The sequence below is a fragment of the Kocuria salsicia genome, from assembly GCF_039532055.1.
Lineage (GTDB): Bacteria > Actinomycetota > Actinomycetes > Actinomycetales > Micrococcaceae > Kocuria > Kocuria salsicia.
The window spans coordinates 133170-154697 of record NZ_BAAARF010000007.1 but is presented as its reverse complement, the minus strand read 5'-3'; the positions used below and the strand labels follow the sequence as shown (position 1 = coordinate 154697).

The 21528-nt window shown below is 72.0% G+C and carries 17 protein-coding genes; 3 read left to right on the top strand and 14 right to left on the bottom strand.

What is annotated here, in order from left to right; translation table 11 throughout:
* Nucleotides 1-13 precede the first annotated feature (13 nt).
* The 4 genes from topA to ABD264_RS06920 form a co-directional block, all read right to left on the bottom strand.
* Entirely contained in the window at nucleotides 14-2914 is a 2901-nt protein-coding gene (gene topA, locus ABD264_RS06935; protein ID WP_144940852.1) for a type I DNA topoisomerase, read from the bottom strand.
* A gap of 139 nt (nucleotides 2915-3053) precedes the next feature.
* Nucleotides 3054-3470: a pyridoxamine 5'-phosphate oxidase family protein gene (locus tag ABD264_RS06930; protein ID WP_055084392.1), complete on the bottom strand. Its 417-nt coding sequence runs from the start codon at nucleotides 3468-3470 to the stop codon at nucleotides 3054-3056.
* A 10-nt stretch (nucleotides 3471-3480) separates the two neighbouring features.
* Nucleotides 3481-5274, bottom strand: a complete 1794-nt coding sequence (locus tag ABD264_RS06925; protein ID WP_303104446.1) for a DUF7059 domain-containing protein — start codon at nucleotides 5272-5274, stop codon at nucleotides 3481-3483.
* 2 nt (nucleotides 5275-5276) lie between these two features.
* Nucleotides 5277-5729 carry a pyridoxamine 5'-phosphate oxidase family protein gene (locus ABD264_RS06920; RefSeq protein ID WP_244944725.1) on the bottom strand — a complete coding sequence of 151 codons (453 nt, stop codon included), beginning with the start codon at nucleotides 5727-5729 and terminating at the stop codon, nucleotides 5277-5279.
* Between the two features lie 130 nt (nucleotides 5730-5859).
* Between ABD264_RS06920 and ABD264_RS06915 the strand changes: the two genes are divergently transcribed.
* Nucleotides 5860-8223, top strand: a complete 2364-nt coding sequence (locus tag ABD264_RS06915) for a DEAD/DEAH box helicase (protein ID WP_344205131.1) — start codon at nucleotides 5860-5862, stop codon at nucleotides 8221-8223.
* Between the two features lie 8 nt (nucleotides 8224-8231).
* Here ABD264_RS06915 and ABD264_RS06910 read toward each other — a convergent pair whose 3' ends face one another.
* From ABD264_RS06910 to ABD264_RS06875, 8 genes are all read right to left on the bottom strand, one after another.
* Nucleotides 8232-8723 (bottom strand): Rv3654c family TadE-like protein, encoded by a 492-nt coding sequence (locus ABD264_RS06910; RefSeq protein ID WP_344205129.1) that lies wholly within the window; start codon nucleotides 8721-8723, stop codon nucleotides 8232-8234.
* Complete coding sequence (locus ABD264_RS06905) at nucleotides 8710-9195, bottom strand: TadE family type IV pilus minor pilin (RefSeq protein WP_303104449.1); 486 nt, start codon at nucleotides 9193-9195, stop codon at nucleotides 8710-8712. Before ABD264_RS06905 ends, ABD264_RS06910 begins: the two co-directional genes overlap by 14 nt.
* Nucleotides 9196-9338: 143 nt before the next feature.
* A complete protein-coding gene (locus ABD264_RS06900; RefSeq protein WP_244944727.1) occupies nucleotides 9339-9737 on the bottom strand; it encodes a DUF4244 domain-containing protein in 399 nt (132 codons plus the stop codon).
* Between the two features lie 137 nt (nucleotides 9738-9874).
* The gene (locus ABD264_RS06895; RefSeq protein WP_244944728.1) at nucleotides 9875-10291 is read right to left on the bottom strand and encodes a type II secretion system F family protein; all 417 of its coding nucleotides are present in this window, start codon (nucleotides 10289-10291) and stop codon (nucleotides 9875-9877) included.
* 329 nt (nucleotides 10292-10620) lie between these two features.
* Nucleotides 10621-11391 carry a type II secretion system F family protein gene (locus ABD264_RS06890; RefSeq protein WP_344205124.1) on the bottom strand — a complete coding sequence of 257 codons (771 nt, stop codon included), beginning with the start codon at nucleotides 11389-11391 and terminating at the stop codon, nucleotides 10621-10623.
* Nucleotides 11388-12572 carry a TadA family conjugal transfer-associated ATPase gene (locus tag ABD264_RS06885; RefSeq protein WP_344205122.1) on the bottom strand — a complete coding sequence of 395 codons (1185 nt, stop codon included), beginning with the start codon at nucleotides 12570-12572 and terminating at the stop codon, nucleotides 11388-11390. Before ABD264_RS06885 ends, ABD264_RS06890 begins: the two co-directional genes overlap by 4 nt.
* Nucleotides 12569-13573: a septum site-determining protein Ssd gene (gene ssd / locus ABD264_RS06880; protein ID WP_344205120.1), complete on the bottom strand. Its 1005-nt coding sequence runs from the start codon at nucleotides 13571-13573 to the stop codon at nucleotides 12569-12571. Before ssd ends, ABD264_RS06885 begins: the two co-directional genes overlap by 4 nt.
* A 1072-nt stretch (nucleotides 13574-14645) precedes the next feature.
* The gene (locus tag ABD264_RS06875) at nucleotides 14646-15320 is read right to left on the bottom strand and encodes a peptidyl-tRNA hydrolase (RefSeq protein WP_344205118.1); all 675 of its coding nucleotides are present in this window, start codon (nucleotides 15318-15320) and stop codon (nucleotides 14646-14648) included.
* Between the two features lie 450 nt (nucleotides 15321-15770).
* Here ABD264_RS06875 and ABD264_RS06870 point away from each other — a divergent pair, with 450 nt between their 5' ends.
* Nucleotides 15771-17627 carry a bifunctional 3'-5' exonuclease/DNA polymerase gene (locus ABD264_RS06870; RefSeq protein ID WP_344205116.1) on the top strand — a complete coding sequence of 619 codons (1857 nt, stop codon included), beginning with the start codon at nucleotides 15771-15773 and terminating at the stop codon, nucleotides 17625-17627.
* Nucleotides 17628-17723: 96 nt separating this feature from the next.
* Here the strand turns inward: ABD264_RS06870 and ABD264_RS06865 are convergent, their stop codons facing one another.
* On the bottom strand, nucleotides 17724-18506 hold the full coding sequence (locus tag ABD264_RS06865) for an NUDIX hydrolase (RefSeq protein ID WP_344205114.1): 783 nt from the start codon (nucleotides 18504-18506) through the stop codon (nucleotides 17724-17726).
* 11 nt (nucleotides 18507-18517) lie between these two features.
* The gene (nth, locus tag ABD264_RS06860; protein WP_174233408.1) at nucleotides 18518-19381 is read right to left on the bottom strand and encodes an endonuclease III; all 864 of its coding nucleotides are present in this window, start codon (nucleotides 19379-19381) and stop codon (nucleotides 18518-18520) included.
* Between the two features lie 195 nt (nucleotides 19382-19576).
* Between nth and acs the strand changes: the two genes are divergently transcribed.
* Entirely contained in the window at nucleotides 19577-21526 is a 1950-nt protein-coding gene (gene acs, locus ABD264_RS06855) for an acetate--CoA ligase (RefSeq protein ID WP_344205112.1), read from the top strand.
* Nucleotides 21527-21528 lie beyond the last annotated feature (2 nt).

The window sequence follows — 21528 nt, the reverse complement described above, 5'->3', positions numbered from 1 at the left end:
ATGGAGCAGGGTGCTACTTCTTCGCCGCGGTCTTGCTGGCGGCCGGCTTCGTGGCGGCAGCTTTCCTGGCTGCGGGCTTCTTCGCCGTCGCCTTCGAGGCGGCAGGTTTCTTGGCTGCGGGCTTCTTGGCGGTCGTGCTCTTCGCGCGGGGTCGCGAGCCTGACTTCGCCGGGGCGGGGCCCTTCGCACGCTTCTCCGCGAGCAGCTGGGACGCACGGGCGGCGGTGATCTGCTCGATCGCCTCCGCGCGCGGGACCGTCACATTGGTCTCCCCGTCCGTGATGTACGCACCGAAGCGGCCCTCCTTGATGACCATCCGCTTCTCGGTGAGCGGATCCGCGCCGAGGTCCGCGAGCGGCGGCCTGGCGGCCTGGCGCCCCCGCTGCTTCGGCTGGGCGTAGATGGTCTTCGCCTCGTCCAGGGTGATCGTGAAGATCTGGTCCTCGGAGGAGAGGGAGCGCGAGTCCGAGCCCTTCTTCAGGTAGGGGCCGTAGCGGCCGTTCTGCACGGTGATCGTCTCGCCGTCCGTGTCCTGGCCGAGTTCACGCGGCAGGGACAGCAGCTTCAGGGCGTCGTCGAGCGTGATGTCCTGAAGGTTCATGGACGAGAACAGCGACGCCGTGCTGGGCTTGGGCTTCTCGATCTTCTTGGGCTTGGGCTTGCCGTTCTTGTAGTACTCCGTGGGGATCGCGTCGAGCTCCTCCTGGGTGGGCTCGGGCACGATCTCGGTGACGTACGGTCCGTAGCGGCCGTCCTTGGCCACGATCGTCCGACCGTTCTCCGGGTTCACCCCCAGCTCGCGGCCGTCCGCCTTGCCGATCTCCATGAGCTCCCGCGCCTTCTGCGGTGTGAGCTCGTCCGGGGCGAGGTCCAGGGGGACGTTCGCCCGCACGGGGTCGCTGATCTCGCCCGTCTCCGGGTCCACGGTGCCGCCGGCCTCCAGGTAGGGGCCGTACTTGCCCACGCGCAGGGTGATCTCGTCCGTAATGGGGATGGAGTTCACCGCGCGGGCGTCGATCTCCCCGAGGTCGTCCACGATGGGCTTGAGCCCGGGCTCGGACGGGTTCTCCCCGAAGTAGAAGCCAGAGAGCCACTTCACGCGCTCGGCCTCGCCGCGGGCGATCCGGTCCAGGTCGTCCTCGAGCTCCGCCGTGAAGTCGTAGTCCACGTAGTCCGAGAAGTGGTCCTCGAGCAGACGCACCACGGAGAACGCGAGCCAGGACGGGATCAGCGCCGAGCCGCGCACCTGCACGTAGCCGCGGTCCATGATCGTGGAGATCGTGGCGGCGTACGTGGACGGGCGCCCGATGCCGAGCTCGTCCAGCGTCTTCACCAGGGACGCCTCGGTGTAGCGCGCCGGAGGGGTGGTCGTGTGCCCGTCCGCGGTGACCTCGGAGGCGTCCAGCGCGTCCCCCTCGGACATCACGGGCAGGCGCTTGTCCTCGTCCTTCTGCGACTTCTTCCCGGAGTCCTGCGCGAGCTCCGGGTTCACATCCCGGCCTTCCTCGTACGCGGCCAGGAACCCGCGGAAGGTGATGACGGTTCCGGAGGCCGAGAACTCGGCGTCGTCCCCGGCGTGGTCTCCCGCGGCGGCGGTGGCCTCGGCACCCAGGCGCACGGTGGCAGTGCTGCCCTTGGCGTCCTCCATCTGCGAGGCCACAGTGCGCTTCCAGATCAGCTCGTAGAGCTTGAACTCGTCCACGGACAGCTGAGAGCGCACCTGCGACGGCGTGCGGAAGCGGTCCCCGGCGGGGCGCACGGCCTCGTGGGCCTCCTGGGCGTTCTTGGACTTGGAGGCGTACACGCGCTTGGAGGCGGGCACGAACTCGGCCCCGTAGAGCTCCTTGGCCTGCGCCCGAGCCGCGTTGACGGCCTGGTCGGACAGCGCCACCGAGTCCGTTCGCATGTAGGTGATGTAGCCGTTCTCGTACAGCCGCTGCGCCACGCGCATGGTGGTGCGGGAGGTGAACCGCAGCTTGCGGGCCGCCTCCTGTTGCAGTGTCGAGGTGGTGAACGGGGCCGCCGGGCGGCGGGTGTAGGGCTTGGTCTCCAGGGAGCGGACCGCGAAGGCGGCGTCCTGCAACCCGGCCGCGAGCGCCGTCGCCACCGTCTCGTCGAGCGCGACCGGCCCGTCCGCGGCGGAGGACTTCAGCTCTCCGCGGTCGTTGAAGTCCTTGCCAGTGGCCACGCGGCGAGCGTTGAGGGAGCTCAGGCGCGCGCTGAACGGGCGCCCGGCGTCCTGGCCCTCCGGGCGGGCGAACTGGCCCGTGAGGTCCCAGTAGTCGGCGGGGACGAACGCGATCCGCTCCCGCTCGCGCTGGACCACGAGTCGCGTAGCCACGGACTGCACGCGTCCCGCGGAGAGCCCGGAGGAGACCTTGCGCCACAGTACGGGCGAGATCTCGTAACCGTAGAGGCGGTCCAGGATGCGGCGGGTCTCCTGGGCGTCCACAAGGTCCTGGTCGATGTCGCGCAGCTGGCCGAAGCCGCGCTCGATGGCCTCCTTGGTGATCTCCGGGAACGTGAGCCGGTAGACCGGGACCTTCGGCTTGAGCACCTGGAGCAGGTGCCACGCGATGGCCTCGCCCTCGCGATCACCATCCGTGGCGAGGTAGAGCGCGTCCGCGTCCTTGAGCTTGCGCTTGAGTTCCGTGACCTTCTTCTTCTTGTCCGGGTTGACCACGTAGTACGGGTCGAACTCGTGCTCCACATCCACGGCGAACTTGCCGTACGGACCCTTCTTCATGTCCGTGGGCAGCTCCGAGGGCTGGGGCAGGTCGCGGATGTGGCCCATGGAGGACTCCACCTCGTAGGCGTCCCCGAGGTACCCCGCGATCGTCTTCACCTTGGACGGTGACTCCACGATCAGCAGGCTCTTGCCCGTACCGGCGTTCTTGGTGGCCTTGGATGCCAATAGTGCTCCTCGTCATGACCCGCGCGTCCTCGCCGGGTCTGTTCCTGTTCCTCGCGCTCGGTGCCCCACGACGGCGCCCGGGTCCTTCCCGGGGCCGGTGCCGTGCCGCTCCCGAACCGTCAGCGTACGGTACGCACCGTCACGCCGGGTCAGAGCCCAGGGTGAACTCTCGTCCCGTGGCGTCGTCCGGCTCAAGGACCACGAAGTGGAACTTCTCGGTGGGCGCCCACTGCTGCAGGGGCAGCTGCTCGGCCGCCTCCAGCTCTGCGCGCGTCTCCAGCCGGCGGGCCCGGCCGTGGACCACCGCGGACTCCACGTGGCCGTCGCGCACCCGGTCCACCTCGAACGCCACGTGGTTGTTCACCACGAGGCTCGCGAGCTTGGTGCCCTGCGCGGTGCGGAAGAACAACCTGCGGTGGCTGACCACGTGGTTGACCGGGAAGATGTCCACCAATCCCGCCGCCTGCACGGCCAGACGGCCGTACGGCAACTCGCTCAGCAGCTCCCACACGCGCTGGGAGTCCATGGTCTGAACGGGATTCGCATTCTCACTCATGGGATCAGTCTTACACCTCCACCAGGAAGCCGTGCTCGATCAGGGCTTTGATTTCGCGCAGCAGCTGGGGCGCCGGGCCGACCTCCCAGCCGAGCAGCGAGCCGAGCGCCGTAAGGATTTGACGGGCGCTGAGCTCCCCGTCGCACACCCCGGTGAAACCGGCGGCCTCGCTCGAGAGGATCACGGTGCGCCGCAGCCCCGCGCCCTGGCGCAGCAGGATGAGGGCTGGGTCCTCCGCGCCGGGCGCGCCGTGGCGCTCCTCGGTCACGTCCTGCGCGACCGTGTAGTGCCGGTCCTGCCAGCCGTCGTGGGCGGTCCCGACGACGTCGTGCCCGGCTGTTGCACCCAGCTCGCCGTCGCTGCCGCTTCCGCCGCCATCGGCCGCCAGGCGCAGCATCCGGTCCCACTCGGCACCCAGGGCCGGGGCAATCGGCTGCTGGAGGGGGTGCGGAATGCTCTCGAAGATGCGCGGCGCGGGGGCGGCGTCCTGCGCGGCGGGGCGGTAGAGCCACACCATGCCGAAGCCCACCGCCACGACGCCGCGGGAGTCGAAGTCCTCCAGGTAGGCGCGGTAGGCGGCCTCGTAGTGTGCGAGGTCCCGCTGCTGCGAAGCGTCGCGCAACCACGTCTCCGCGTACTCGCACGGGTCCTGCAGCTCGCGCTGGATGAACCACGCACCGATTCCGGGGGCGATCCAGGACGCCGGCCGGCGGGACCACGTCTCCTCCGGGCCAGCGTCGGGATCTGCGGGGATCTCCCAGTTCGCGAGCATGTGCGCCGTGGCGCCCGGGTTCAGCACGTCCGGAAGCGAGCCGAGCAGGTCGCTGACGAGGCGGTCCCCGGGCAGTCCGCCGTCGCGATAGGTGTAGCGCTCGGCGTCGTCGCCGGGAGAACGCGGCGTGATGACGAACGGCGGGTTGGAGACCACCATGTCGAAGCTCTCCCCGGCCACGGGCTCGAGCAGGCTGCCGCGCCGCAGGCTCACACGGGCATCGAGGTCCTCCGCGTCCAGGCCGAGGGCCTCCGCGTTGAGGAGCAGGTTGAAGCGCGCCGTGGCCAGGGCGCGGTCGGAGATGTCCGTGGCCGTGACGTGGTGGGCGTGGGAGAGCAGGTGGAAGGTCTGGATCCCGCAGCCGGTGCCGAGGTCCAGGGCGCGGTCCACCGCGCGGCGCGGCGTCGACTGCACGAGCGTGGTGGAGGCCCCGCCGATGCCCAGCACGTGGTCGTGGCGCAGCACCCCCGGGCGCTGGAAGGCACCGAGGTCGCTCGCCACGAACCACTCGTCCGAGGCGTCCGTGGCGTAGGGGCGCAGATCCATCGTCGCCAGCAGGGCGTCGTCGGAGGGGCCGTCCTCGACAAGTCCCAGGGCGCGCAGGCCCGCCGCGCCCACGGTGGGCAGGGCGGCGTCGAGCGCCGCGGCCGGGACGGGATCCCCCAGCAGGAAGAAGGAGGCGAGGGTCGCCAGCGCCGGAGCCGCGTGGCAGTGACGCTCCAGCGCCCGTCGGGCAGGGACGGCCTCGTCCCGCGACCACGCGGACATGGCCTGCTCCCCGACCAGCTCGGTGACCCCGTCCACGGTGAACCCCGCGGCCGTGAGGTCCGTGTGGAGCTCCCGCAGCGTCGCGGGGTCGTCGGAGCGCGGAGCGCCCGGAACGGTACTGAACTCGGGCCTGAACCCGGGATCGAGCGCAGCCCCGGAGTCAGGGAGAGCGCTGGCATCGGGGCGGGCGCCGACGTCGGAGAGCCCGCCGGAATCGGGGAGCCCCGTGCCGCGCTGGGCGCTGCCGTGCTGCGTGTCCGCCACCCTCAGTGTCCCAGGCGGAACTTGCGGCCAGTGATGCGCGTGGGGGTGATCTCCACGAACTCGATCTTCTCCGTCTCCAGCCACGGCCGCAGCCCGAGCTCCTCCACGTGCTTGATCTGCTCCGTGTCCGTGACCATGGCCGCGGTTCCGCGGACCACCACGGAGTGCGCCTGCGAGCCAGCGGCGCGGTCGATCTCCACCGTGACGTTGGGGTTCAGCTGCAGGTGCAGCACCTTGGTGCCCTTGGCCGAGCGGAAGAACAGCTTCTCACCGTCCGTGACGATGTTCAGCGGGGTGATGTCGATCTCGTCCCCGTCCCGGGTGGCCAGGCGCGCGAAACGGGACTGCTTGAGCAGCTCCCAGCTCTCCGCTTCGCTCAGCTCGGTCACGGGCGGCTCCTGCCGGGAGTCGTCCTGCTCGTGGGCGATGTTCATGGGGTGCTCGGTGTTGTCCATGGTTCCATGATTCCACGCACCGACCCCGAGCGGGCGGTGCACAGCATTCCGCTCTTCGCCCGCCGCGGACGAGGGCGCTGCGGGCGCGGGAGGCGCGGATCCGGCAGGTGCGCTGGGGGACAATGAGGGGATGACGACGTCGCAGGAGATGGTGGACCTGCTCGGCCGCGGTCCGCGCCCCGAGCAGGTGCGCCACGTGCGCGAGATTCCGGAGCGGCAGGCCACCCACGCGCCGTGGCCCGCATGGCTGCACCCGGACGTCGTCGCCGCCTACGAACGGCTTGGCATCCACGAGCCCTACGCGCACCAGGTAGCCGCGCTGGACGCACCCCGCCACGCGATCGTGGCCACGGGAACGGCCTCCGGCAAATCGCTGGTCTACCAGTCGCTCGTGCTCGACGCCGTCCACCGCGGGAAACTGGCCGTGGCCCAGCGCCCCGGGATGCTGCACCACCCGGACGAGGCCACCGCGCTGTACATCTCCCCCACCAAGGCGCTCGCGGCGGACCAGCTCTCCTCCCTGCGCTCGCTGCGTTTCGAGGACGTGCGCACCGCCACCTACGACGGGGACACCGACCCCTCCGAGCGGCGCTGGATCCGTGAGCATGCGGACGTGATCCTGTGCAACCCGGACATGCTGCATCACGCGATCCTGCCGCACCACGCGGGCTGGTCCCGGTTCTTCCGCCGGCTGCGGTACGTGATCGTGGACGAGGCACACTCCTACCGCGGGGTCTTCGGCTCCCACGTGGCGGTCCTGCTGCGCCGCCTCACGAGGATCGCCGCGCACTTCGGTGCTTCTCCGACTTTCATCGGGGCCTCCGCCACCAGCGCCTCCCCGCAGGAGTCCTTCGCCAAGCTCATCGGCGCGGATCCCGCGGACGTCACCGCGGTGGAGCAGGACACCTCCCCGCGCGGTTCCCGCACCGTGGTGCTGTGGGAGCCGGAGCAGTCCCCCGGCGGCTCGGACAACGGCGCCCCGCGGCGTCGCACGGTCACCGCCGAGGCCTCGGACATGCTCACCGACCTGGTGCTGCGCCAGATCCGCACCATTGCGTTCATCCGCTCCCGCCGCGGTGCGGAGACCATTGCCCAGAACGCCCGCCGGCAGCTCGAGGAGGTGGACGCCTCCCTCGGTCACCGCGTGGCGGCCTACCGCTCGGGGTTCCTGCCGGAGGAGCGCCGGGAGCTCGAGCAGCAGCTGCGGGACGGACGCCTGCTCGCCGTGGCGAGCACCTCCGCACTGGAGCTCGGCATCGACATCGCGGGGCTCGACGCCGTGCTGGTCGCCGGGTGGCCCGGCACCCGGGCCTCCTTCCTGCAGCAGATCGGTCGCGCCGGGCGCTCCGGACAGCGCGCGCTCGCGGCGCTGATCGCGGCGGACGACCCCCTGGACGGCTACCTGGTCAACCACCCGGAGGCGATCTTCGACGTCCCGGTGGAGGCCACGGTCTTCGAGGCGTCCAACCCCTACGTGCTCGCCCCCCACCTGTGCGCGGCGGCCGCCGAACTCCCGCTGCGCCCGGACGAGCTGGCGCGCTTCGGCCCCACGGCGCACGACGTCGTGGACTCCCTCATGAACGCCGGTCACCTGCGACGTCGGCCCTCCGGCTGGTTCTGGACCCGCTCCGAGCAGCCTGCCGCAATGGTCTCCATCCGCTCCGGGGACGGCGGGCCCGTGCAGATCATCGACACGGACACCGGATCCGTGCTGGGGACCATGGGTGCTCCACAGTCGCACTACCAGGCGCACCCCGGCGCGGTGTACGTGCACCAGGGCCGCACGTACCTGGTGGACGAGCTGGACGAGGAGCTGAACGTGGCCGCAGTGCGGCGCGCGTTCCCGGACTTCTACACGGTGGCCCGCGACGTCACCGAGGTGCGCGTGCGCTCCGTGGCGGACACGGTGTCCTGGGGTCCTGTGACCATCCACCGAGGAGAGGTGGACGTGACGACGCAGGTGGTCAGCTACCAGCGCAAGCTCACCGCCTCCAACGAGGTGGCCGGGGAGGAGCCGCTCGAGCTCCCTCCGCGGCAGCTGTCCACCGTGGCCACGTGGTTCACGGTCTCCGGCGCCCAGCTGGCCTCGATGGGCATCGAGGAGCCAGAGATCCCCGGGGCGCTGCACGCCGCTGAGCACGCGATGATCGGGCTCCTTCCGCTGCTCGCCTCGTGCGACCGCTGGGACGTGGGGGGACTCTCCACGGCGCTGCACGTGGACACCGAGCTGCCCACGATCTTCGTGCACGACGGCCACCCCGGCGGTGCAGGCTTCGCCGAGCGAGGTTACGACATGTTCCGGCGCTGGATCACCGCCACCCGGGACGCGGTCGCCCAGTGCGAGTGCGAGTCCGGGTGCCCCTCCTGCGTGCAGTCGCCCAAGTGCGGCAACCGCAACAACCCGCTGGACAAGGCCGGGGCGCTGAAGCTGCTCAACGGGGTGCTGCGCTTCGCGCCCACCGAAGAGCCGCCCCGCGAGGGCCCGGCGGACTGACGACGCCGTCACGGCTCGCCCGCCGGCGGTCCCGCGCGGGAGACTCCCGTGGCCGGTCCCAGACCCGTGATCGGCTGCGGCAGCTCGATGGTCGCGGTGACGTCCACCGAGGTGTTCTCCGGTGCCACCACCGAACAGTCCGCGAGCTGGGCGCCGTTCTCCTCCGCCACCCGCGCGGCGACGTCGCACGGGATGCCGGAGCTCAGGCCCCTGGCGACGTCCGCCGCGGCGAGCGCCGAGAGGTCCGCCGCCTTCGCCGCGCGGTGGGTGAGGATCCCCGCCTGTGCGACGAGCAGCAGGGCGATGAGCAGGAAGCACAGCGCCCCCGCCATGGTCGTGCCGTGAACGGTGCCGGATCCCGCGTCGGGATCGCCCGGCCGCGGCCCGCATGCTTCGCGGTGCCAGCCGTGCGGACCTCCGCCGTCGCAGGCGCCGCACTGGCCTCCCCGAGCCAGGAGTGGCTGCCCGGCCCCCGCAGCACCGTCCTCACGGCCCGGCACTGTCGCCCCCGTGGTTCTCGACGGCGGCCGTCGCCTCCGCGTGCAACCGCCAGGAGCTCCACTGCCCCAGGACACCCGGGGCGGGTCCACTCACGGACACCGTGACCCGGTTCCCGCCCGCGAAGACCTGCACCGCGGCGTCGTTCCCGGCAACGCTGCGCGCCGCGCCCTCCACTGCGGCGGTGTCCTCGCCGCGCGCGGCGGCCCGGGCTGACGCTCGGGCCGCCTCCTCGAAGCGGACGGTCGTGGTGCCGGCGGCTGCCGCGGCGAGCAGAACGGCGAGCAGGAGGATCAGCGCGGGCATGATGACGGCGGTCTCCACCGTCACCGCTCCGTGGTCCGGGCCGCGGCCGAAGGTGCGGTCGGAGCCGTGAGACGGATCGGGCTTGCCGCGGTGGCCGAGGCGGCCTCCGGACGCGCGGTCCGCGTCACCCGCCGGGTTGCCCCGTCGCGCCGGTGGTGGATGGTCCATGGTCTTCCTTCCGTGGAACGGCGGTCCTGCCCCTGCACTGACGGAGCAGCCACCAGGTGAACGGCTTCCCTGAACCGTCGCGCGGCCCGCCATCCGTGGGTGGGGACCGCGCGACGGATGCCCGGGCAACGACGTCGTCGGGCTCAGAACGAGAGCGCCTTCTGGATGATGCCGAGCAGCAGTCCAGAGACGGAGTCCGAGGACAGCACGGCAGCCATGACCCCGCCGAACGCCGCGGCAGCCAGCACGATGACCGCGTACTCCGCGGTCGATGCGCCCAGGTCCGGGTCGTCGCAGGACAGGGCCTGCGGTACCCGCACCAGTGCGGTGCCGCCGGATGCGGGGCCGCACGCGGGGCCGGGTGCTCCACCGCGTACGGGGACAGAGGCAGTGGCGGGTCCCGCGAGTGCGGTGACGGTGTACGCCTCGGTCTCCGTGACCGCGTCGAGCAGCCGCAGGTCGATGGTCTCCATCGGGATCTCGGTCCCAGCGGCGGGAACGGGACGGCCGGTGCGGACGGCGGGAAGGGTGAGCGTTGACATGGTGGTTCTCCTAGCGTGGTGAGGTGTGTGTGGTTGGTGCGGGACGTGCGACGGGGCGGGCCGCGGACAGGACCGCGAGCTGGGCTGCCACCCGGGCGGGGCGCGCCCCAGCCCGGTCGGGTGCCTCCGCGGGCGGGTCATGACTCGAACACCCGGGGCAGCAGGCTCATGAGCACGGGGACCACGCCCCAGCACATGAACGCGGGCAGGAAGCACAGGCCCAGCGGCAGGACGAGCTTCACGGCGAGCGCTTCGGCCGCCCGCTCGGCACGGCGGTACTGGGCACGTCGCACGAGTTCGGCCTGCCCCCTCAGCACGGACGCGGACGCCGTGGCCGACGACGCCGTGAACTCCAGCGCGTCCCGGAAGTCACGCAGGTCCCGGGAGAGTTCGCGGTCCGCGGGCCAGGCCTTGTCCCAGGGCAGGCCAAGACGCAGGGCGGCCGTGACCCGGGCGAGCCCCGGATGGGCGGTGCCAGCGCAGCCCTCGGAGAGGATGCCGACGGCCTCCGAGAGCGGCAACCCAGCGTCCAGCTGACAGGCGGTGAGTTCCACGAGGGCTGCGGCGGGCAGCGCAGGCGCCTCGCTCGGGGAAGATTCCGATCCGGTGTTCCCGGGTGTGACCCCACCGAGCGAGGACGCGCTTCCGTGACCGGTTTCCGGTCTCTGTCCAGGGGTCGCGGCCAGCCCGTGAGACCTCTGGGCCGAGCGCTGTGCTCCTGCCAGGACAGTTCTCTCCGTGGAGCCGACGAGACGAGTACCACGCGGCACCGGCAGGAACCCACCCGGGCGGCGTCGCGCCCGGAGGCCCGGCACCCGTGCCCCGGGAGAGAGCCACAGCAGCATCCCGCACGCGCCCAGGGCACCGGCGAGCAGCGCGGCGATCACGCTCCCGTCACCGACTCGGCACGGTGCAGCAGGGCGCGTGTCCACAGCCGCCCCGCGATGCTCAGGGCGGCCCCGGCAGCGAGCGCGAGTCTGCCCCACGTGGTGGTCAGCAGCGTGCTCGCCGGGTCGGTGCCCATGAGCATCCCGAGACCCAGCGCGAGAACCGGCAGCCACGAGAGGGTTCGCACCGTGACGCGGGGACCGGCGAGGGCGCTGTCCCGGGCGGCTTGGGCGTCGAGCTGGGACTCGAGGGAACGGGCGACTCCCCCGAGGGTCTGTCCCAGGGGAGCCCCGGAGCGTTCCGAGATCTCCCAGCAGGCCGTGAGCTGAGCGCACACCGAGCGGGCGGTCCCGGCGAGCTGGCGGTCCCCCACGGGAACGGAGCCGTGTGAGAACCTGGCGAGGCCCGTGGAGACGGGAACGCCCACGCGGGCGGCGGCGTGCACGTCGCGGCACAGGCGCGCAATCCAACGGCCCGTGGGATCAGCCGTCGGGGAGGTCGTCGCGAGTTCCCCGAACACCGAGGAGGGCGAGCGGCCGGCCTGCAGCAGGGCCGCCAGACGGCGCACCGCGGTAACCCACTGCATGGCTTCGCCTGCGCGGTCCCGGCGGCGCCACCGGGCAAGCGGGGACGGCTGCTCGGCCGCGTCCCAAGGGACCCGGAGACCACCCGCGAGGGCGCGCACGCGGCGTCGGGAGCCCGGGGCACCGGTCAGGACGAGTGCCGCGGCGAGGAAGAGGATCCCCGTGAGGACGGCGAGGGTCATGACGTCTCCCGTCCTCGGGCCAGCAGCGTCGTGAGCCGGTTCCACCCGGGGCCCTTGACCGGCTGCCCGTGCTCCGCGGTGAGGGCGGGCAGGGTGATCAGCACGCCGTCGTCGAGGGCCAGCGTGCACACCGAGTCCAACCGCCGCCCGGCCGCAGTGCGGCTGACGTGCGCCACGAGGTCCAGTGCGCTGGCAGCCTGCAGGTCCACGGCAGCGCGGTCGAGACCAGCCAGGGAGCCGAGGGCGGCGAGGCGCGCGGGAACGGCCCGGGCGGAGTTCGCGTGCACCGTCCCGGCACCGCTGTGACCGGTGTTCAGGGCGCTCAGCAGGTCCCGGACCTCGGCGCCGCGGCACTCTCCGACCACGAGCCAGTCCGGGCGCATCCGCAGGGCCTGGCGCACGAGTTCCGTGAGGTCCACAGAACCCGCGCCCTCCACGTTCTCCTGGCGGGACTGCAGACCCACCACGTGCGGATGGTGCGGGTCCAGCTCCGCGGCGTCCTCCACCAGCACGAGCCGCTGCTCGGGCGGGCAGCGGGAGAGCAGGGCGGAGAGCACAGTGGTCTTCCCGGAGCCGGTCGCGCCGCTGATCATGAGGTTGGCCCGCGCGGCCATGGCATCAGTGAGGACGTCCGCGAGGAACGGGTGCACCGTCCCGGAGGCGACCAGGTCCGCGAGCGAGAGCCGTTGCGGGGACCGGAACCTGATGGACAGCAGGGTCCCAGAGGTGGAGACCGGCGGAATCACGGCGTGGACGCGCAGCCCGGTGGCGGTCTGGACGTCCACGCACGGGTGGCCGTCGTCCAGCCGCCGACCCGCGGCCGTCACGAGCCGCACCGCGAGCGCCCGCACCTCGGCCTCGGACGTGAACGGACTGTCCACCCGGCGGATCCCGTCCAGGGTCTCGACGAAGACATTCTCGTGGCCGTTGACGTAGACGTCACTCAGACCCGTGGTGGGCAGCAGCGGTTCCAGGGGGCCGAGACCGGTCAGCTGGGCCTTCACGTGCAGGGCGGCCCGCACCGATCCCACGGCTCCGAGCACGCGGCCGGTCTCCCGAACAGCCCGGGCGATCCGGGTGTCCGTGATCGCACCGCCTTCTGCAAGGAGGCGTTCGCGGACCTGGGCGACGAAGGCGTCGTCGAGCTCGGCGGCACCGCCCCGAGTGCCGGCGGCGTTCACGACAGGTCTCCCAGGGCCTGCGCGATGCTTGCCACCGCTCTTGCGTGGCGGGGACGACGGCCGCGGCGCAGGACGGTGCCGTCGTCGAGGTACTGCGGCACCCGGGGATCGAAGCCGATCGTGGCCGCGCACGGGACACCCGTGGTCTCGGCGAGCACGCGGGCCTCCAGGTCCGCCACGTTGAGCCCCGCCAAGGCGGTCACGACGGGAACCGGCCCGCAGCGTCTCACGGTGTGGTCCGCGGCGAGCGCGCCACGGACGGTGCGGGGCGTCACGACCACGACGGCGTCGCACCACCGTGCCTGCTCCTCCAGTTCTGTGCGTGAGAGGTCCACGACCTGCACGTCGGCGGCGCCCCGCAGCGCGGCAACCACCGTGGTTGCGGGAACCGTGTCCGTGTGGGTGGCCCGGCGGTCCCACGAGAGGTAGCGCAGGGAGTCCACCCGCGGCATGGCCGCCCACAGCTGATCCGCGGCGACGGCGCCGGAGAACTGGTTCAGCTCCGGCCACCGCAGCCCGTCGGCGGTCTCCTCTCCGAGGGCGAGGTCCAGACCCGCGCCGAGGGGATCGCCGTCCACCAGTGCGGTCCGCGTCCCGTCCCCGGCGAAGTGCCCGGCGAGCCAGCACGCGAGGGTGGTGGCACCCGCTCCCCCGGTGGCGCCGGCGACGCCGTACACGCGCCCGAGCGCGATCGGCCCCTCGGGCGCGGTCGAGCGGGAGATCAGTTCGGCGAGCCACGCCGCCGCGTGGGGCAGCACCACCACGGCCGAGGCACCACGGCGAGCGGCGGCGTCCCACGCGTCGCCCTGCTCGGCGAGCGCCACGATCACGGCACCGCGGGGCACCTCGTCACCGCCCAGAGCGGCGTCCACGAGAAGCAGCTCCGACGACGTCGCCCGCGTCCGCTGGGCACCCGACGTCACCGAGAGCGGCACACCCACCCCGATGCACACCGCCTCGACGGCTTCCACAAGCTGCGGGCAGGTGCTGAGAAGATGCACCCCGCGTGCGGCTCCCGCCATGGCGCGGGGAACGGCGGGGCGGTGGTCCGCAGCCTCGGGCCCGGTGGGCTGTGATCGGTGCGACGGGGTCCCGACCCGGCTCTGCTGCGGGGAACTGCGCGCCGCGATCGGCGAAGAAACGGAAAGCTCCCCGCCCCCCGCAGCGGCGGGCGGCACGGGCGCTGACGTGTCCGCACGGTGGGACCGACGGGTCCGGGTGCCGGGGCCTGTAAGGGGTGCGCTGGTCATGCCCCCACGGTGGTCGGGGTGGGCCGTCACATGGCCCGGAGGCCCTCCGATTGTGGAGGCCCAGGCCATCGCCGCGACGGTGCGACGGCCTGTGGAGGATGCCCGCCGCGGGTGTCGGGCTGCGGTGGTGTGGCCGGTGAACTGGCCAGGACGAGCCCCGTCCAGAAGACCGGAACAGGAGTGCGCCCGGCGCGGCTCAGCCCAACTCCGGCCGATCGGCCATTGTGGCCACAGCCATGATTCCCACCCATGGATTGATGGACATCAAACCTGTGAACAGGTCATCGGTTGTGAAAGCACTGGGATGGTGGTTGCTCCAGGTCGCCCTGGTGGTGGTCGTGGTCACCACCGCCACCGCAGCCGCAGCCGTCGTTGCACAGCGGGCGAAGAACCGGCAGGAGAAGGGGATGGGGACGACGGTCGATGGCGCCAAGCGTCGGTGCAGCACCGTCGTCAATCGTCCCGCAGTTGATGTCCCCCGGGTGATCGACGACGTGTATCTCCACGACCCCGAGCTGGGACTTCGGACCAACACCGCGGAGGGAGGAAGCATCACCACCGGCATCTCTTCCTCCTCCTGGGGTGAGCGCATCCGCTTCTCCGTGGAACCGGTGCCGACCACCGAGTCCGAGGCGACTGCCGCCTGCCGCCCTGCGTTTCCCCTGGACATCACCAGCTGGGGTCGCCGCGAGAAGAACCTCTACGCGTTCCCCCGTGCGGTCCATGAAACCCCCGCCCCAGGCCGTCTCTGCTCGCGAAGACGCGTAGCAGCGCGAGGTGACCGAGCGTCGTCGTCCCCCGCCACGGCCACGGGGAAGGACCGTCACCACCACGCCCGGGTCGTGTCCGTGGGCCCGTCCAGTTCGGTCAGTCCGGCGTCCGTGACGGTGACCGGTCGCCGCGCGGCATCCCACTGCACCCGCGACGGGAACACCACGCGCACCCGGTAGCCGTCGGCCGCCCACCGCTCGCGCACGTCCCCGGGCAGAGCCTCCCAGGCGAGTTGCGCGGCGTGCCCGCACTGCGCGGCCAGCTTCCCGGTCGAGATGCCGAGCCCGGGCGCCACCTCCACAGTCACCACGGCGCCCGACGACGCCGAATCGCCGTCCTCCGGGAAGTTCGTCCCCGAGACCTGGAGCTTGTGGAGGGCCTTCGGCAACGGCTGCACCGGCGCCGGCACGAACGCCCGCACGATCGCGTCCCCGTGGTCCCCCGCCCCCTCCTGCCGCACGGTCACGCCGGGCAGCTGCTGGACGTCGTCCCACCGTTTGCCATCCGCGCGCCGCACGAGTTTGCGGATCTGCACGTCCCGCCACGTCCGCACGGCCTCGTGCCACGGCCCGCCGGGAACGCTGCGTTCGTCCGCCAGCAGGGTCACGACGGCGCGCGCGGCCGCCTCCACCACGTCCACCTCCCGCGCCGGGTTCGCGCGGTCCCGGTGCACCACCAGCTGCATGGCCCAGGGGACGTCCTGCTCGTCGTTCGGCTCGCTCGTCATGCACCGAGTCTCCCACCGCCGTCCGATCCCCGCCGACGACGCCGCGGTGCTCCGGCCCGCGTGGCGGACCGGGCACGCCACTTCGCCCCGGCAGGTCAGGAGGAGGCCGCAGAGGTGGTGGGGTGGTGGCACGACGTCGTGGAGGACACAGGGGTCACACTCGACGATCTCCGCGAGGACTTCCCCGAGGAGATCGTGACCGGGGCGGACGCCATGACCCGGCGGCAGGGGGGGGAGAGACGTCTACTACCGGCGTGTGGCCGCTCATCCCCTGGCGCGTGCCGTGGAACAGGCGGATCGGGACGACCGCACCGACCCCGCCCGAACCGCCCTGCTGGACAAGGAGACCCGCGCGCGGCTGGCGCGCAAGCACACCCACTCCCGGGGACGTGCTCGCGGCGGGGTGACGCCTCCGGCGCGGCGTCGGACACCCACCGCATAATGAGGCCCATGCACATTGTGGTGGCCGCCGCCGAGCCCGGGACCTGGGTCCTGCGGGTGGTCTCCGCGGACGGCGAGCGCGCGGGGGACGACCTCACGGTCACGGACGCCGAGTTTCCCCGTCTCGTCGCCCAGCGTGAGGAGGCCGCTCACCGGGCCGGTGTGGCGCCACCGGTGTGGACGTGGCTGGACACCTCCGTCCCCGTTGCCCTGTTGAACACGGCGGGCGTGTGGGTGAGCCGCTGCCGGGACCTCGGGCTGTGCTCGACCATCCTGACGACCGCGTCCACGGCTCCCGGCTCGGGTGCCCCGCCTGCGACCGCACCGGCGGGCAACCCGACATCTGGAACACCCCCTCAGACCCAGAATCCGCGGGCTGGAGGGACATATCAAGGCACCGGGACCGCGGTCGGCTCCGAGGCGAACGTGCCGCACCCGCTCGACTACCGGCCCGTCGTCGACCCCCCGGCCGCCCGCCACGCCCCGGGCCCGCGGGCACCGGTGGCCGCGAATCAGGGCTCGCTGTTCGCCGTTGCCTCCGAGACCGGCCCGGGCATCGACGAACTGGCCGCGGAGCTTGCGGCACAGACGAAGGCCTGCGCGAGTGCGCGCAATCCCGCGAGGCTGGGGCGCCTGCTCGGCCTGGAGTCCCAGGGCGCGCTGGTCGCCGAGGAGATGCGCCACCGTGGCATCCCGTGGAACACGGAGGTCCACCGCGCGATCCTCGAGGACCTGCTGGGTCCGGAGCCCAGGGGTGAGGAACGCCCCGCCCGCATGCAGGAACTCGCAGAGCGGGTGCGCGAGGTGCTCGCCGCGCCCACCCTGAACCCCGACTCCCCCGTGGAGCTACTCAAGGCCCTGCGCAACGCCGGGGTGGACGTGGACACCACCCGCGCGTGGAAGCTCCAGGACTGGACGCTCGTCAACGGCCAGCCGCAGGAGCAGCGTGTGGCCGTGGTGGCGCCCGTGCTGGAGTACAAGAAGCTCTCGCGCGTCTTCTCCGCCACGGGCTGGCACTGGCTGGAGACCTGGGTGCAGGACGGCCGGTTCCACCCCGAGTACGTGGTGGGCGGCGTCGTCACCGGGAGGTGGGCCGCCCGCGGTGGTGGTGCGCTGCAGATCCCCAAGTACATTCGCGACGCCGTGCGGGCCGAGCCGGGACGCGCGCTCGTCGTCGCGGACGCCGCCCAGTTGGAACCGCGCGTGCTCGCGATCCTCGCGCGCGACGACGCCCTGGCCGAGGCCTCGCGCGGCCGCGACCTCTACGTGTCCATCGCCGAGCAGGGCCAGGCACGCCGCACGGAACTGACGGAGCGCGCGGACGCGAAGGTCGCGCTGCTCGGTGCGATGTACGGGGCGACGTCGGGCGCGGCGGGGCGCTTCATGCCCCAGCTGACGAGGTTGTTCCCGCGAGCGGTGGGCTACGTGGAGCACGCCGCCCGGGTGGGCGAACGCGGTCAGCAGGTCTGCACGTACCTGGGCCGCTGGTCCCCCGCGCCGGGCCCGGAGTGGTTCGAGGTGCAGCGCGCCACGGACACGCAGGCCGGCGAGCGCCGCGCGGCGCAGGCGTCCCGCAGCCACGGCCGGTTCTCCCGCAACTTCGTGGTCCAGGGCTCGGCGGCGGAGTGGGCGCTCGCGTGGCTCGGCCACATTCGCCAGGGCCTGCGCAGTGCGGAGGTGGACGCGGAGCTCGTGTTCTTCCTCCACGACGAGGTCATGGTGCACTGCGCCGAGCAGCACGCGGACCGGGTGCGGCAGATCGTGGAGCATGCCGCGGAGCAGGCGGTGCACACGGTGTTCGGCACGGTGCCGGTGGAGGTCCCGGTGGCCACGACCGTGGTGACGTCTTACGCGGACGCGAAGTAGAGGCGCTGCCTCACCCACCCGACGGAGAGGCCACCCGGATGCGGCCTCCGCGACCGGGCCACCACATGCGACAAGCTCACGCCGCCCGGCCTGGCCCTACGTCTTCGGCCCCATCCCCGGCGCCGGCCGCTTCACCGATCGGTCCCACTCCACGGACCACCCGAGCCACTCGAGCACGCGGTCCAGCACCACGCCGGTGAAGCCCCACACGGTCACGGTCTCGGGGACCCCGGCCACGGAGACGTCGAACGCCGGGGACTTGTAGGTCTGGTTCCCCCGGGTCACGGTCGCGTAGTAGCGGTGGGCGGGGTTGATGAGATCCAGCACGGGCACACGGAACACCAGGGAGGACTCAGCATGGTCCACCACGTCCACGGGTGACTGGCTGCGCCACCACCCGATGACGGGGGTCACCAGATGGTTGCTCACGGGCAGCGGCACCTCGTGCAGTGCTCCGAGCACCTCCACGCCGTCCGGGTCCACACCGGTCTCCTCGTGGGCCTCGCGCAGCGCCGCGCGCACGTGTGGGGCGCTCACGGTTCCACCGGGGGTCTCCAGGGTGGTTCCGGGTTCGCCGTCGGGTGGGTCGAGGCGCCCGCCAGGGAAGGCCACCTGACCGGGATGCGCCCGCAGGGTGGAGGCACGCTGCACCAGCAGCACGTCCAGGTCCCGCCCGGGGCCCTCCGCGTGCTCGGCGTAGGCGGAGGGCACGCTGTCCAGCGCACCGAAAAGGATGAGCACCGCCGAGTGCCGGAAGTTCTCGTCCAGCTGCCCGATCCGCCACGGCTCGCGGTCGTGCATGACCACGGAGTCGCCGTGGCGCGCGAGCTCCACGAGCTGCGCGCGCGGGCCCGCGGGCATCGCTGAAGAAGTGGTCATCGTCCGTCCTTTCACGCGCTGAGCGTGTGTCCCTCGGCGCGCAGCTGCCGCCGGGTGCGTCCCGCCATGAACCCGGCCAGCAGGTCCTCGCGGCCGGGTTTCAGTTCGTAGCCGAGCAACTTCCGCGCCGCCTCGGGATCCGTGGGCCCGGCGCCGTAGGACGGGCACAGGTCCGCCACGGGGCACACGCCGCACGCGGGTTTGCGGGAGTGGCAGATCCGCCGCCCGTGGTAGATCAGCTCGTGGGACAGCTCGGTCCACAGGGCGGACGGGAACAGCGCGGCCACGTCCTTCTCGACCTTGACCGGGTCCTCGTTCTCGGTCCATCCGAAGCGGCGGGCGAGCCGCCCGAAGTGGGTGTCCACCGTGATCCCCGGGACCCCGAACGCGTTGCCGAGCACCACGTTCGCGGTCTTGCGCCCCACGCCGGGCAGGCTCACGAGGTCCTCGACCGTGCCGGGGACGGCGGCGTCGTACTCGTCCACGATGCGCGTGGCCAGCGCCTGGATCGAGCGCGCCTTCGAGCGGTAGAAGCCGAGCGAGCGCACCATCTCCTGCACGTCCTCGGCCGGCGCCTCGGCCAGTTCCCGCGGGCCGGGATATGCGGCGAACAGCCCGGGCGTCACGGCGTTGACGCGGATGTCGGTGGTCTGCGCGGACAGGACGGTGGCCACGAGCAGCTGCCAGGCGTCGTCGAAGTCGAGCTCAGCGACGGCGTAGGGGTAGGTCTGCGCGAGCACGCGCTGGATCCGCCGCGCACGCCGCGTCCTGGACAGGTCTGTCTCGGTCCCGGCACGACGACGCCGCGCGGCCGCCTGCTCCGCCTGCCGCGGCGTCACGAAGCGCACGTGGGCTGCTGCGGCGGGGGTGTCCATGCCCTCGATCATGCTGGGCCCGGGGTGGCCGGTCAAACCGGGAGGCCGGGCCCGGGCGGGTGCGCCCGGGCCCGCACGACACCTGCCCGCACACGATGGAGCGGGGTGCAGCTCCTCGTCTAAGGTGGAGCACAGAATGTGAACTGCACCACGTACCGCCGCGTGCGGTGCGGGTCGGCCTAGTGAAGGAGCACCATGACCCCGGAACCCGCAGCATCCCAGCCGAAGACCTTCGCGCCCAGCAAGGAGTTCGCGGCGCAGGCCAATGCCACCGCGGAGCTCTACGAGGAGGCCGAGGCGAAGGGCCAGGAGTTTTGGGCCGACCAGGCCCGCGACCTGCTCACCTGGTCCACCCCCTTCACGGAGGTCCTGGACTGGTCCAACCCGCCGTTCGCCAAGTGGTTCCAGGACGGCACCCTCAACGCCGCGTACAACGCGGTGGACCGCCACGTGGAGGCCGGCAACGGGGACCGCGTGGCCCTGTACTTCGAGGGCGAGCCCGGTGACAGCGCCGTCTACACCTACGCGCAGCTCAAGGACGAGGTCTCCAAGGCCGCCAACGCGTTCGAGTCCCTCGGCGTCTCCAAGGGCGACCGCGTGGCCGTGTACCTGCCCATGATCGCGGAGGCCGTGATCACCATGCTCGCGTGCGCGCGCATCGGCGCGATCCACTCGGTGGTCTTCGGCGGCTTCTCCGCGGACGCCCTGCGCTCGCGCATCGAGGACGGCGAGGCGAAGCTCGTGGTCACCGCGGACGGCTCCTACCGCCGCGGCAAGCCCACCACACTCAAGCCCGCGGTGGACGCCGCACTGGAGAAGGGCGGGGAAACCGTCAACCACGTGGTGGTCATCAAGCGCAACGGCGAGGACGTCGCGTTCCAGGACGGCCGGGACGTGTGGTGGCACGACGTCGTGGGAGAGGCCTCCACGGAGCACACCCCCTCGGAGCAGAACGCCGAGGACCCGCTGTTCATCCTCTACACCTCCGGCACCACCGGGAAGCCCAAGGGCATCCTGCACACCACCGGCGGCTACCTCACCCAGGCGGCGTTCACCCACAAGTACGTCTTCGACCTCAAGCCGGAGACGGACGTCTACTGGTGCACCGCGGACGTCGGCTGGGTCACCGGCCACACGTACATCACCTACGCGCCGCTCGTGAACGGTGCCACCCAGGTGATCTACGAGGGCACCCCGGACTCCCCGCACCGCGGCCGCTTCTGGGAGATCGTGCAGAAGTACGGCGTGAGCATCCTCTACACCTCCCCCACGGCCATCCGCACCATGATGAAGTGGGGCGAGGAGATCCCCGCCGAGTGGGACCTCAGCTCGCTGCGCCTGCTGGGCACCGTGGGCGAGGCCATCAACCCGGAGGCGTGGACCTGGTTCCGCCGGGTGATCGGCCAGGACCACTGCCCCATCGTGGACACGTGGTGGCAGACCGAGACGGGCGCCATGATGATCTCCCCGCTGCCCGGCGTGACCGCGACCAAGCCGGGCTCCGCGCAGGTTCCGCTGCCGGGGATCGCGGTGGACGTCGTCGACGACGCCGGCACATCCCTGCCCAACGAGACGGACGGCTTCCTGGTGGTCCGCGAGCCGTGGCCGTCCATGCTGCGGACCATCTGGGGCGACGACGAGCGCTTCGTGAACACCTACTGGGGCCAGTTCGGGGACAAGTACTTCGCCGGCGACGGCGCCAAGCGGGACGCGGACGGGGACATCTGGATCCTGGGGCGCGTGGACGACGTCATGAACGTCTCCGGCCACCGTCTCTCCACCCCGGAGATCGAGTCCGCGCTGGTCTCCCACCCGTCCGTCGCGGAGGCGGCCGTGGTGGGCGCCAAGGACGAGACCACGGGCCAGGCGGTCTTCGCGTTCGTGATCCTCTCGGACCAGGCCACCGCCGAGGACCGGGACAAGACCGAGCTGGCGGAGGAGATCCGCGGGCACGTGGGCACCGAGATTTCCCCGATCGCCAAGCCCAAGAAGGTTCTGATCGTCCCCGAGCTGCCCAAGACGCGCTCCGGAAAGATCATGCGTCGCCTGCTCAAGGACGTCGCCGAGGACCGCCCCGTGGGGGATGTCTCCACACTCGCGGACCAGACGGTCATGCAGCAGATCGTGGACTCCCTGGGCGAGTAGCC

Bases quoted from the DNA above. Each gene is read 5' to 3' on its own strand.
- ABD264_RS06930 (WP_055084392.1), bottom strand. From the start codon at position 3,470: ATGAGTGAGAATGCGAATCCCGTTCAGACCATGGACTCCCAGCGCGTG.
- ABD264_RS06920 (WP_244944725.1), bottom strand. From the start codon at position 5,729: ATGGACAACACCGAGCACCCCATGAACATCGCCCACGAGCAGGACGAC.
- ABD264_RS06915 (WP_344205131.1), top strand. From the start codon at position 5,860: ATGACGACGTCGCAGGAGATGGTGGACCTGCTCGGCCGCGGTCCGCGC.
- ABD264_RS06905 (WP_303104449.1), bottom strand. From the start codon at position 9,195: ATGGACCATCCACCACCGGCGCGACGGGGCAACCCGGCGGGTGACGCG.
- ABD264_RS06900 (WP_244944727.1), bottom strand. From the start codon at position 9,737: ATGTCAACGCTCACCCTTCCCGCCGTCCGCACCGGCCGTCCCGTTCCC.
- ABD264_RS06890 (WP_344205124.1), bottom strand. From the start codon at position 11,391: ATGACCCTCGCCGTCCTCACGGGGATCCTCTTCCTCGCCGCGGCACTC.
- ABD264_RS06875 (WP_344205118.1), bottom strand. From the start codon at position 15,320: ATGACGAGCGAGCCGAACGACGAGCAGGACGTCCCCTGGGCCATGCAG.
- ABD264_RS06870 (WP_344205116.1), top strand. From the start codon at position 15,771: ATGCACATTGTGGTGGCCGCCGCCGAGCCCGGGACCTGGGTCCTGCGG.
- ABD264_RS06865 (WP_344205114.1), bottom strand. From the start codon at position 18,506: ATGACCACTTCTTCAGCGATGCCCGCGGGCCCGCGCGCGCAGCTCGTG.
- nth (WP_174233408.1), bottom strand. From the start codon at position 19,381: ATGGACACCCCCGCCGCAGCAGCCCACGTGCGCTTCGTGACGCCGCGG.
- acs (WP_344205112.1), top strand. From the start codon at position 19,577: ATGACCCCGGAACCCGCAGCATCCCAGCCGAAGACCTTCGCGCCCAGC.